The 12,533-nt window shown below is 61.3% G+C and carries 11 protein-coding genes; 2 read left to right on the plus strand and 9 right to left on the minus strand.

Annotated features, from left to right (window positions below; genetic code table 11):
• Positions 1–146: 146 nt before the first annotated feature.
• The gene (gene vioA, locus AC07VF_RS20450) at positions 147–1,265 is read left to right on the plus strand and encodes a dTDP-4-amino-4,6-dideoxy-D-glucose aminotransferase VioA (protein ID WP_192172665.1); all 1,119 of its coding nucleotides are present in this window, start codon (positions 147–149) and stop codon (positions 1,263–1,265) included.
• Between the two features lie 77 nt (positions 1,266–1,342).
• Entirely contained in the window at positions 1,343–4,858 is a 3,516-nt protein-coding gene (locus AC07VF_RS20455) for a glycosyltransferase (protein WP_495009907.1), read from the plus strand.
• An 80-nt stretch (positions 4,859–4,938) separates the two neighbouring features.
• Here AC07VF_RS20455 and AC07VF_RS20460 read toward each other — a convergent pair whose 3' ends face one another.
• From AC07VF_RS20460 to AC07VF_RS20500, 9 genes are all read right to left on the minus strand, one after another.
• Positions 4,939–5,958 (minus strand): ketoacyl-ACP synthase III, encoded by a 1,020-nt coding sequence (locus tag AC07VF_RS20460; RefSeq protein WP_495009908.1) that lies wholly within the window; start codon positions 5,956–5,958, stop codon positions 4,939–4,941.
• Positions 5,959–5,965: 7 nt separating this feature from the next.
• On the minus strand, positions 5,966–6,607 hold the full coding sequence (locus AC07VF_RS20465) for an acetyltransferase (protein WP_495009909.1): 642 nt from the start codon (positions 6,605–6,607) through the stop codon (positions 5,966–5,968).
• Positions 6,604–7,365 (minus strand): SDR family NAD(P)-dependent oxidoreductase, encoded by a 762-nt coding sequence (locus AC07VF_RS20470; RefSeq protein WP_346628730.1) that lies wholly within the window; start codon positions 7,363–7,365, stop codon positions 6,604–6,606. The genes AC07VF_RS20465 and AC07VF_RS20470 overlap by 4 nt, the downstream gene beginning before the upstream one ends.
• A complete protein-coding gene (locus tag AC07VF_RS20475) occupies positions 7,366–8,469 on the minus strand; it encodes a 3-oxoacyl-ACP synthase III family protein (RefSeq protein ID WP_495009910.1) in 1,104 nt (367 codons plus the stop codon).
• Entirely contained in the window at positions 8,466–9,536 is a 1,071-nt protein-coding gene (locus AC07VF_RS20480) for an aromatic ring-hydroxylating oxygenase subunit alpha (protein WP_495009911.1), read from the minus strand. Before AC07VF_RS20480 ends, AC07VF_RS20475 begins: the two co-directional genes overlap by 4 nt.
• Positions 9,537–9,647: 111 nt before the next feature.
• The gene (locus AC07VF_RS20485) at positions 9,648–9,875 is read right to left on the minus strand and encodes an acyl carrier protein (protein WP_237254702.1); all 228 of its coding nucleotides are present in this window, start codon (positions 9,873–9,875) and stop codon (positions 9,648–9,650) included.
• 356 nt (positions 9,876–10,231) lie between these two features.
• Positions 10,232–10,942, minus strand: coding sequence for a class I SAM-dependent methyltransferase (locus AC07VF_RS20490; protein WP_495009912.1), 711 nt, complete (start codon positions 10,940–10,942; stop codon positions 10,232–10,234).
• Between the two features lie 128 nt (positions 10,943–11,070).
• Complete coding sequence (locus AC07VF_RS20495; RefSeq protein WP_495009913.1) at positions 11,071–11,907, minus strand: phytanoyl-CoA dioxygenase family protein; 837 nt, start codon at positions 11,905–11,907, stop codon at positions 11,071–11,073.
• Between the two features lie 8 nt (positions 11,908–11,915).
• Positions 11,916–12,494, minus strand: a complete 579-nt coding sequence (locus tag AC07VF_RS20500; protein ID WP_192172673.1) for a class I SAM-dependent methyltransferase — start codon at positions 12,492–12,494, stop codon at positions 11,916–11,918.
• Positions 12,495–12,533: the final 39 nt, after the last annotated feature.

Below are 12,533 nucleotides of genomic sequence, written 5' to 3' on the forward strand. Positions count from 1 at the left end.
CGGCTTCTTGCTTTTTCGGTGCCATAGCGCCGCAAACGCCATTTCGATGACGGCGAGCGTTCGACGACGCCAGCCATCACAGCGCGGGCGTTCCGCCGTGCGTCAACGCGCACAGACCGCAGCGCGTCAGAGAGCACAGGAAGCTTATGAGTAAAACGATCCCGGTCACCCAGCCTCTGCTGCCTCCGCTGGAAGAGTTCATGCCGTATCTGCAGCAGATATGGGACAGCAAGCGCCTGACCAACGCCGGGCCTTTCCATGAAAAGCTGGAGAAAGACCTGGCCGCGTACCTGGGCGTCGACCACTTGTGCCTGTTTTCCAACGGCACGCTGGCGCTGCTCACGGCGTTGCAGGCGTTGCGCGTGACCGGCGAAGTCATCACCACGCCCTACTCGTTCGTTGCCACCGCCCACTCGCTGCTGTGGAACGGGCTCAAACCGGTGTTTGTCGACATCGCGCCGGGCACCTTCAATCTCGACCCTGACCGCATCGAAGAGGCCATCACCCCGGCGACCACGGCCATCATGCCGGTGCATTGCTATGGCATGCCGTGTGACGTCGACCGCATCCAGCAAATCGCCGACCGCTATGGCCTGAAAGTGATCTACGACGCCGCCCACGCCTTCGGTGTGCAGCACCAGGGGCAGAGCCTGCTGCGCAACGGCGACCTGTCGGTGCTCAGTTTCCACGCCACCAAAGTCTTCAACACCTTCGAGGGCGGCGCGATTGTCTGCCCGGACGCTAAAACCAAAAAACGCATCGATTACCTGAAGAACTTCGGTTTCGCCGATGAAGTGACCGTCGTTGCCCCCGGCATCAACGGCAAGATGAGCGAGATCAACGCCGCGTTCGGCCTGTTGCAGCTCAACTACATCGATGGCGCGCTGGAACGCAGAAAGCAGATTGATTCGATGTACCGCGAAGCACTGACGCAAATACCGGGCATCGATTTGCTCTGGAGCCCCGGCGAGCACCACAACTATTCGTACTTCCCGGTGCTGGTGGGCGACGCCTTCCCCATCAGCCGAGACGCCTTGTTCGAGCGCTTTCGCGAGCAGGACATTCTGGTCCGGCGCTATTTCTACCCGTTGATCTCGTCGTTCCCGATGTACCGCAGCCTGGAATCCGCCAAACCGGACCGCCTGCAGGTGGCGAGCGACGTGTCGAATCGGGTTCTGTGCCTGCCGATCTTCGATAGCCTCACCCCGGATGAATTCGCCCGCATTATCGCGATCATGCAGACGGTGCTGGCCGAGCACCGCTGAGCCGCGCCCACATTCACATCGCCGGTCCGCCCCCATGAGCGTGAACCGGCGCCCGTCATCCGTCGCAAGGTAACCCGATGAGCGCTTCACGCCTAGTCAGCATCGTCATTCCCGCCTACAAGCCCACGTACTTCGAGTTGGCGCTGCGCAGTGCCTTCGCCCAGGATTACGATCAGCTGGAGATCGTGATCTGCGACGACTGTCGTGACGGCGGCATTCGCGCGCTGGTGGATCAACTGACCCCTGACAGCCCGTTTCCCGTTCGTTATTTCTACAACGAAGATTCGCTGGGCGAGGCGCTGAACGGCGCACGCGGGGTCAGGGAGGCGCGGGGCGAGTACATCAAGTTTCTCTACGACGACGACCTGCTGGAGCCCGAGTGTGTGAGCGCGCTGGTCGACGTGCTGCACGGTTACCCGGACATCACCCTGGCGGCGGCCACCCGTCGACTGATCAACGAGAAAGGCGACGTTCTGCGTGATAACGTCCTGACGTTTTTCCCGTTCCAGGAAGACGTGGTCATACACGGGCCGGAGCTGGTGGCGCTGCTCTCGGAGCTGCCGTTGACCTTCATGGGTGAACCCAGCTCGGTCATGTGCCGGCGCGACAGCGTGTTGGCGTATGGTCAGGACATCATGTCGCTCAAAGGTCTGCCTATTCACTGGCTTGGCGATATGAGCCTGTACGTCAAGCTGCTCCGAGAAGGCAATCTGGCCCTGCTCGGCCGACCGCTGTCGCGCTTCCGCATGACCGACACCCAGAGCAGCAGCATCGCCAGGGCCACGCCGCAGATCGCCAAAGAAGGTCACGCCAACTATTACCGCATCACCAAAGAGCTGGGATGGCTGCGCGAGCTGGCTGACAACGGCGACGTAAAGGTCGCCCCCCTGCGTGACCGGGAGAACTTCGCGCCCTTTAACCTGCGAGCCTGGTTTCTGCAGAAATCCTCGTCGGAGATCCGCCAGGACCAGATTCTGGAGTGGGCCTGGCAGCGACGCCCCGCCGGGCCGCAGAAGCCGCACATCGTGCAGTACTTCCAGCAGCACAATGGCGCGCCGACCTTTGCGGTCATCATTTGCGACCTTCACAATCGCCAGCAGGCGCTGATCAAGACCCTGGTCAGCGTCGAAGCCGCCACCCGCGGCTGGATGCCCCCGAGCGTATTCGTGCTCTACGACGGCAGCCGTGACACGCCCCAACCCGTGGCGGACAGTCCCGCCATTTATCTGCCGGTGACGGGGCACAACCCCGCGCCGCAGCTCAACCGGCTGATGGACGAACAGGGTTTCGACTGGTTCCTGATGCTCGACGCAGGCGCGACCGTGAGCGTGGCCGGATTGTTCAAGGCAGCGGTCAAGATCAGCGAAGGGCCGACTACCCGGGCCCTGTTCGCCGATGAAATCGCCCAGCCCCAGGACGACACGTCGGAAGTCATGCTGCGGCCGGACTTCAGCCTCGACTATCTGCTCAGTTGCCCCGCCGTCACCAGCAAGCACTGGATGTTCAACCGCTATTCGGTCATCGATGCCGGCCGATTCGACCCGCACTACCCTCAGGCCCTTGAGCTGGACCTGATCCTTCGCCTGATCGAGCACGATGGCATGGGCGGCCTCGAACACATTGCCGAGCCCCTAGTCACCTATCGCCCTGACGCACGCGAGTCGAACCCCGATGAAACGCGGACGCTGCAGCGCCACTTGCTCGCCCGGGGCTATGAAAACGGCCAAGTGATCGAGACGCGGCCCCGGCAGTACCAAATCAAGTACGGCCACGCGGGCCGGCCCAAGGTCTCGATCATCATCGCCACCCGGGATCAGATCCTGCTCCTGCAGCGATGCGTCGAGAGCATTCTGGAAAAAACCACGTACCCGAATTACGAGATCCTCATCGTCGACAACGACAGTCAGACGCCTGAGGCCGTTGACTGGCTGAACGGCGTCGCGGCCATGGGGCTGGAGCAGGTGCGCGTGCTGCGTCATCCCGGCGAATTCGACCGCTCTGCCCTCTACAACAGCGCCGCACGCCAGGCGACCGGCGAGTACTTGTTGCTGCTCGACAACAGTACCGCCGTGTTGCACGGCGACTGGCTCGACAACCTGCTCAATCATGCGCAGCGGCCGGAAGTCGGCATCGTCGGCGCAAAACTGCTGGCGCCGGACAACACCATCCGCCACGCAGGCCTGATCCTTGGCCTGCACGAGCCGGTCACCCCGGTGTTCCGCGGCCAGAGCGGCGCCAGCGAAGGCTACATGCAGCGGCTGACGGTGGATCAGAATTACAGCGCGGTCAGCGATGCGTGCCTGATGATCAGTCGGGCATTGTTTGATGCGGCGGACGGGCTGGACGAGGGCGCGCTGAACAATCGTCATCGCGACGTCGACCTGTGCCTGCGCGTGAAGGAATCCGGGCGGTTGATCGTCTGGACGCCCCACGTGGTGCTGCTTCACGAAGCGGCCCAGGCCGAAGCGCCGGATGAACACGCAAAGCACGCGTTGTACACCAAATGGCTGAAGTACATCACCCATGACCCTGCGTACAACGACAATTTTTCAGCCCGCGCCCAGGGCCTGCAGCTGGAAACCAACACCGCACTGACCTGGCGGCCGCTGAGCTGGCGCCCCGTGCCGATCGTGCTGTCCCACCTGAACGACCTCTGCCCGGCGAGCCAACGCCTGAACGGTGCGCTGGACACCCTCGCTGACGCGCTGCTGATCGAGCATGTGTCCGTGCCAGACGTCCTGACCCTCGGCGAGTTCACCCGCCTGCGCCCGGACGCGTTGATCCTCCAATGCCCCTTGAGCGACGCGTCCCTCGCCGACATCCGCACGATCAAGGCTCACAGCCAGGCGCTGCGAATCTGCGACATGGATCAATACCCGCCGTCAGCCGAACGGTTGCCGGGCGCGCCTTCAGCGCAACAGGTGCGTGCCGGTCTTGAGGCCAGCCTTGCGCTGATGGACAAGGTGGTGGTGTCCAGCACAGGTCTGGCCGACGAACTGAGCGCATTGCATCCGCACATTCACGTCATCGAAACCCGCTTGAGCGAACACTGGCGGCGAGTGCAGTGCCAGTCGCTGCCCCATGACAAGCCACGGGTCGGCTGGGTCGGCACGCAGGCTGAGGTGAACGATCTGGCGTTGATTGCGGACGTGATCAAGGCCTTCGCCGACCGGGTCGAGTGGATCATCATGGGCCCGTGCCCGCAGGCCCTGCGCCCTTATGTTCATGAATGGCGCAGCCCGGTGGAAGGTGTCTTGTACCCCGGCGTGCTGGCGTGTCTCGACCTGGACCTCGCCCTGATTCCAGCCGGCCACGATGTGTTCGGCGAACACAGAAGCTGCCGCCTGGCACTGGAATTCGGCGCCTGTGGCTATCCGGTCATCGCCACCGACGTGCAGGGCCTGCGCAACAATTTGCCGCTGACGCGGGTACACAACACGACTGCCGACTGGACCGACGCGATCGACCAGCACCTCAACGATCTGGACGAATCAAAACGACTCGGGCAGGCGTTGAAGCAGCGCGTGATGAGTGACTGGATTATGGATGAGGCGTATCTGCAGCGCTGGCGTCAGGTGTTGCTGGACCGCTGAATAAAAAAGGGCTCCTTCGTGGAGCCCTTTTTGCGTGCGGCTGAACAGTCACCTTACGCGCCGGAGGGTGACGCCTTCGCTCACCAGCGAATCACGCAGCCACCCCACGAATACCCCACGCCGAACCCCACCGCCGTGATCACGCTGCCGGGTTGCACCTGGCCTTTCTTCAGCGCCTCTTTCAGCGCGATCGGAATGCTGCACGACACCGTGTTGCCGCAGTGTTTGAATTCGGTGATGAATTTCTCCGGCGCCAGCTTCAGTCGACGACGCAGCGCTTCGAGCATGAACTGGTTGGCCTGGTGAAAGACGAACAGGTCGGAAGACTCGACCGTGAACTGCTCGTCGAACAGTGAGGCGAACAAGGCCGGGACCCGGGTCATGGAGAATTCGAAGATCGCCGGGCCGTTCATGTACAGGTCCGCGTCCGAACGGACATTGCCGCTGTCGTCTTCGTAATCGACGGGCATCTGTTCTGCATCGAACGGCCGGCGGGCAGCGCCCATGGGTACGATCAGGTTGTTCGCTCCGGCGCCGTCGCTGCCGTAGCGAAAACGATCGAGGCAAGGCCCCTCCTCGTCCGACGCTTTGATCAACGTGGCGGCCGCCGCATCGCCAAACAGCGTGCGCACGCTCTTGTCCCGGGGGTTGATGTAGCGGCTGTAGGTTTCGGCGGTGATCAGCAGCACGTTCTTGCACTGGCCGGATTCGATGAAGCCCTTGGCAATGCCCAGCCCGTAGATAAATCCCGAACAACCCTGATTGAAATCGAACGCGGCGCAGTGCTGGGACAGTTGCAGGCGATGCTGCAGGATGCAGGCGGTGGCCGGGAGCATGTGATCGGGGCTTTGGGTGCAGTAGATCAGGCAGTCGATCTGCTCTCGCGCCGTGGCGCTGTTGGCGAAAAGTTTTTCGCAGGCGCGAAACGCCAGGTCCGAGGCGGTCTCGTCGTCGGCAATGATGTGCCGCTGGCTGATCCCGGTCTTCTGGAAAATCTTGTCGACGTCCCACTCCGGAAACGCTTCGGCCAGCATCTGGTTGTCGAGCACGCCCTCGGGCAATTCGTATTCGATTTCGGCGATTCGAGCGTAGGTAGGCATGTCGTTCTTATCCTGAGATGCACTTGGCCGGCACACCGAAAACCACGCTGCCGGGTTTGACCGTCCGCAGCACCACGCTGCCGGCGCCGACCACAGCCCCTTTTCCGACGCGCACCTTGGGCAGCACGGAGGCGCGCGAACCGAGGAACACTTCGTCTTCCAGCACCGCGCCGCCGGTCAGATCACAGTGCCCGCTGAGGGTCGAGAACTGGCCGATGACGGTGTCATGGCCGACGGTGCACAGCGAGTTGATCGTGACGAAATCGCCAACGACCAGATCAACCGACAGCACCGAAAACGGACAGACCAGCACGCCCCGCCCGATCGTCACGTTCTCGCCAACGATGGCCGTCGGGTGAATCAGCGTGAAGAACGCCGCGCCCTTGGCCAGCAGCTTTTCCACCACGTATTTCTTGTCGGCGGGCTTGCCGATGGCGCAGAGCAGCAGCTCATCGTCGGCCGGTTCGTAGGCGTCGATGGTCGAGAGAATGTCGGCGTAATGATTGAAGCGATTGAGCGACAGGCTGCCGTCATCGATGAAGCCGCCGATGACGTAATCCGGGTTGTGCTCGACCCAGTCCTTGAGCCAGGAATGGACCTCCCGGCCCAGCCCGCCTGCGCCGACGATAATGAGTTTTTTGGTGTTCATTCGGCCAGGTAACCTCCATCGACAACCAGCGACGTACCCGTGACCCAGCGCGCGGCCGGTGACAGCAGATAATTGACGGCGTAGGCCACGTCCAGCGGATGACCGAGCCCCAGCGGATGTTTGCGTTCGATGGCGGCCATGGCGTCTTCGCCGACCAGGCCTTCGAGTTTCTCCGCCATTTCGGTTTTGATCACGCCGGGCGCAATGGCGTTGACGCGAATGCCTTCCCGCGCCAGCTCAAGGGCGGCGGCGCGAACCATGGATTCAACCGCGCCCTTGCTCGCGCAGTAACCGATCAACGCGGGTTGGGCGACCTGAGCCATGACCGACGACAGCATGACGATGCTCGACGGGTTGCGGCACACGCCTTTTTGCCTGAACGCCTTGATCAGGGAAAAACCGGACGTGACGTTGGTGGCGAAAATGGTTTCCCAGTGATCCAGGCCCATGGCCCGAATCGGCAGCGGCAATTGCACGCCTGCCGCATGCACCAGACCGTCGAATGGCGAGCCGTTGCGCGACAGGGCTTTCAGCCAGGCGGAGACGTCGCCGCCACCCAGAAAATCAAAGACTTCGACCGAATGCCCTTCGCCGTGCAACTGGCTCAGGGTTTCTTCCAGGCGTTGAGCGTCACGGGCCACGGCGACGATTCGTGCGCCCTGTCGGCTCAGCCAGATCGCCACTTCACGGCCGATCCCGGAAGACGCGCCGGTGACCAGGATGGACATGCCGTCCAGGGAAAAAGGATTGCTCTGCACTTACGCCTCGCTACTGTCTGTGCCGACCAGCGTCAGCGGGCTGATCCACGTGTTGTCGAGATCGACGATGCAGCCGGCCCACGAATAACCCACGCCGAAACCGGCGAGCAGGTGCTGGCCGTGCAGGGTCGAGCCGCTGTCGGCCGTGGCCGCATTCGCGCCAAGACTCAACGCCAAGGGAATCGACGCGCTGCTGGTGTTGCCGACGTTCTGCAGATTGAGCACGACCTTTTCCGCCGGCAACTTGGTCTTCTTCGACAGGTGCTCGAGCATGAAGCGGTTGGCCTGATGGAACACATATTTGTCGATGGAGCGTTGCTGTTCCTCGGCGTGCTTTTCCAGGGTGCGCACCAGCCCCGGCACGCGGGCCAGGGTGAAGGCAAAGATCTCGGTGCCGTTCATGTACAGGTCGAACGGGCCACGCACATCGTCTTCACTGGTGGAGCCATCGGCCCCCTTGCGGTCACGAAACCCGCCGCCGGGCACGATAAGGTTCTTCTCGCCACGGCCATCGGTGCCAAGCACGAAAGGCGCGCCGGCAACGGTGTCATCGTGGTCGAGCAACGTGGCGGAACCGGCATCGCCAAACAGCGCGGCCACCGAGCGATCGCCCGGCGCTACCAGTTTGCTGATGGTGTCGCCGACCAGCAGCAGCACGCGTCGGCTGCCGCCACCGGCGATCATCGCCGACGCCATCCACAGTCCATACACGTAACCCGAGCAGCCCATGTTCACATCGAGCGCGGCGGTGGTGACCGGCAAACCGAGGCGCCGTTGCAAGGTGCAGGCGGTGGCCGGGAGCACGTAGTCCGGGGTCTGGGTGATGAAGATCAGCGTGTCGATGGACGTTTTGTCGATGGCCAGATCCGCCAACAGACGCTCGGCCGCCTCGACACACAGGTCCGACGTGCATTCGTCCTGCACCACATGCCGGCGCTCGATGCCGGTGCTGGCCATGATCTTGGCGATGCTCTCGTCGCCGAAGCGCCCGGTCAGGTCCGCGACATCCGACACGCCCTTGGGCAGCGCACAGGCGATGCCCCTGATTTTGACGTTGGCAATGCTGCGCACTGCGTCATCGCTACTGCCAGTGACGCTACTCATACCCGTTCCTCGCCAACCGTTGTGACGGCACCGGCCTGTCGTGCCCACTCCGCGCAGGACGCCCGAAAATGCAGAAGCTTGGCTTCCAGCGAGCTGTGATAACGCGGGGCATTCCAGGACCAGGTGTCGCCAGGAATTCTTTTGCAGATGGTGTGATCTTCTTCGAACACGGCCCGGTTGTTCTCGGCCGTGGACGTCATGAACGTGGACACGATCTCGTCGTATCGCTCGGACGCGGCACGCAGCGGGTACAGCTGGCTGGTGAACCAGGTCCGGTCGGGTTGTGCAGAAGGAAAGAAATTCTGCATCGACCACGAATAGCCGTAGGTCGAGGACAGCATCGAAAACGGATACAGAAAGAGGCTCACGTACCCCGCGTAGGCATCCCTCGGGGTGAAAAAGCGCGACAGGCTTTCCAGCCGTCGGGCGACCTTTTCGTTCTCCACCGGGGCGTACCAGATGGAGTTCTCGCCGTAGAACACATTCTCGCCGGCGCCCAGTTTCAGGGTCGCCAAGGTGTCCCGGTGCACGAGGGGGATGTGGTACGGCTCGAGGGCGTTTTCCAGGGAAATCGGCCAGTCGGCTTCGAAGGCGTACCGATTGAAATCCGAGGGCTTGTTCAAATCCGGGGTGGTCTGCTCAAGCAGGGTGAAGATGTCCTGGCCCAACTGGTCAGGCAACGACGCCCGCGGTTCGATGGCAAAAAACACCAACTCGCCGCAAGTCGCCAGCTTGAAGAAATTCAGGCTGGCGCTGCCGATGTCACAACCGACGAAACGCTTGGCGTCAGGGATGCGCAGCTGACCGTCCGCGTAATTCCAGCCGTGGTAGGGGCAGAGAATCCGTTGATGGCCTGCGTCTTCGGTGAAAAACCGCGTCCCCCGGTGGGGGCAGCGGTTGTCGAAGGCGATCAGATTGCCCGCGTCGTTGAACACCACGACTTCGAAATCCAGCACATTGAAGCGCACAAAATCCTTGTCGTCGGCCACTTGGGACTTCAGGCAAAGCGGATGCCAGTAGGCTTTCACCAGGTCCGGCGCGATCCGTTGTGAGGCTGTGCACGTCATGAGTCTGTCCAGAAAACGGGGTCACGCGTGAGAGCGCTACAGCGAGGGCCGCGTGGCCGCCCTGATGTTGAAGCGCTTTCGGTAATGGAGCGCCTTATCCGGAAACCGGGTTCATTCCGAAACCAGCGTGATGACGTCCCGGACGGTTTCGCACTTGTTCAGGCGCGAAGCCGAAATGGTTTTCTCCAGGCGCTCGTCGACCAGGGCCATAAAGGTCACCAGGGCAATCGAATCCCAGTCCAGCGGCTGGTCGACCTTGAGGGTGCCCTCATCGGCTTCCATCGCTTCTTCGATCAACGCGACGACTTGCTCTTCCAGTGCCACTGCTTGCTCTACCATCTCTCGCCACTCCACGGACCATGATCGGACGCCTTCGCCGATGCGTAGCGGGACTGAAGCAAGTTCCGAACCAGAACCCGAAAAGCAGGCGCCAGGCCACGGATCATATGGGGTACAGGGGTTTCCGGGAAAGTTGGAAGAATCGAGGGGAGACAAAAAAACGGCGCGCTCGAGAGGCGATCAGGCCGTTGCATCTGGATTGACTGCAGCCAACGACGTGGGTCAGGCGTTCTGCGATCAATTATGGGAGCGAGCTTGCTCGCGAAAACGCCGGTACACCCAGTCAATCTCCAGCGGCGGAATGCTGTCTTTGCGGGCCACTATGGTGGCCCGCGCAGGATCAGCGCCCATCGTCATCACGCTGCAGTTCTTTCCTCACCGATCTTCGCGCCGCGCATGTGGAACACCAGCATCGTGCCTTCGATGTGATACAGCTCCAGACTGCTGGCCAGGTCTTCCAGGTAGCGGGTCAGCTCGGGAAACTGCGGATTACCGTAGTCATGCCAGACGATGCAGCTGCTGTCGCCACCGAGCATCTTCAGCGAGTTTTCGGTGTCACGCTTGACGTATTCGTACTCGTGGTTGGCATCGACAAAGATGAAATCGAACTTGCCCACATAGGGCGACGGATCAAAGGTCATGGAGTCTTGCAGGATCTGCCTGACCATGGCCTTTTTCGGCGACTGGTTGTACTTGCGGCTCGACAGCACGGCCTTTTCGGCGAGCAACTTGTCATCGCCCTGGAACACGACGCCGTCGGTATCCGGCAGGTCCAGCGTGTAAATCCGTGGCTCGCTGTCGCCGTTGTCCGGCAGATCTTCCAGCACCAATCGGGTGGTGCGCCCGTCGAAGGTGCCGAACTCGAACACGAAGTCCGGGTTGATGGCGCGGACCAGCTTGAGCAGCATCACCGATTCAAATGCCGTCAGGCTGCCGGCGCCGTCGGCGGGGGGCATGAAGAATTTGACCTCTTCTTCCCGGCCGTCCTCAATGCTCAGCACGCGGTAGGGCCGAATGTGCATCAGCGCTGAAGGCGCGTATGTGCGGGTCGCGAGACAGGTATCCATTTTCTCTCCTCAAATCGGTTGTCAGACGCAGGGGCGCATAATTGGGTCAAGCTGCGCCAGCGGGGTCAGTGTTCAGGGGGCGGTATCGACTGATACCTGCAACGCGCGGACAGGTCCGGCGTTTTGAATCATTCGGTTGAGTCAGTGGCGACACGTGCGGCGTCGGCCTTCAACTGCGCCAGTTCTCTTTCGTATTTAACGATCTTCAGAATGCGTGAATTGACGAAGTGACGCGTGATGTCTTTGGGCGAGAAAAATAGGTTGGTCTGCCATTCGCCGCAGATCAGTTCTTGCCCGGTGGGGTCGTCGGCAGGCTGGATAATCATGTCGGCCATGATGCGATCGACGCCCGAAACGTTCGGTCCTGACTCATGCCACAAGCGACTGTCCATTATCACGAAGTCGCCCGACGCAAGTTCGGGGGTGACCGTCGGCCACTGCACCTCGAAACTGGCGGGATTGATCTCACCGGCATCGCCCAGAGAACCCAACGCGTGTGAGCCCACATGAAACGTCATGCCGCCGTTGTCTTTGTTCACGGCGCTGATCGCCACAAAAACGCTGCACTTGTTGCTATTGCCTGCGTGATAACAACTGTCCTGGTGCAAAAACACTTTGTTCGCACTCAGCGCGTCCTTGATCACAAAGCGATGGTTATACAACGCGATGTGCTCGCCCATCAGCGGCTTCAGCGTATTAGCAAAAACCGGCTCGCGGTACAGGTGCGCGAGGCCTTCGGGCAGCTGTTCGTTGAGGGACACCGGGTTGGCACGATTGACGTCCCGGCCCTTCTTCAGCACCGCGCTGTAAAAGCTTTTCCACTCGTCTTGCCATGCTTCTACGACCGCCCGTGGCACGGCGTTGCGCACCACGAAGACGCCTGTCTTGCGGAACACGTCGACGTTGAACGTGCCCGACGAGAGCGCGGGAATCAGCGCCTCAAGGGACTTCACGGTGTCGTGCATGGCGGCGTTCATATGAAACGGAACGTCAGTTCGCTGTCTTTGGTTTCCTTGAACTTGTTACACCGGGCAAGGACGTTATAGCGAATCGGAAACAGCTCACGGTCCGGGGATTCGAGAATATCGATCTCGACGATATCGAAGTCGCGCAGCAGCGCATTCCAGCCATGTTCGGTAATGCGCCAGCAGTCCGGGCTCGGACCGTGTATGCGCCAGTTCAATGGGGCGGAAATCAGCAGATAACCCTCATGTTTGAGGATGCGGCGAATCTCCTTGATGGTGTCGAACGGGTTCAGCGTGTGCTCGATGACTTCCATGCAAACGACGCAGTCATAGGCGCTGTCGGCAATGAATTCGTTCTTGCGGGTGATATCGCCAACAAGGGTCGGCCCGTAAGTGTCGACGATGTCGAAGGTATCAACGGCGAACTGGGTGAAACTTTCCCGAACCAGCGAACGCTCCTGGGGCCCGACTTCCAACAACCGTCCGGTCTCTTCGTGGAGCAACTCGGCGGTCTTCTTGACGAAGTGCTGCAAGTGATCGCGGGCCAGCTGGAACGTGTCGTTATCGAATTTCGAAGGTGTTGCCATGGTATGTCCCGCTGTCTGCCTGGAGCAGTGATTGGAAGG

The organism is Pseudomonas sp. GW821-FHT02H06 (genome assembly GCF_059421525.1).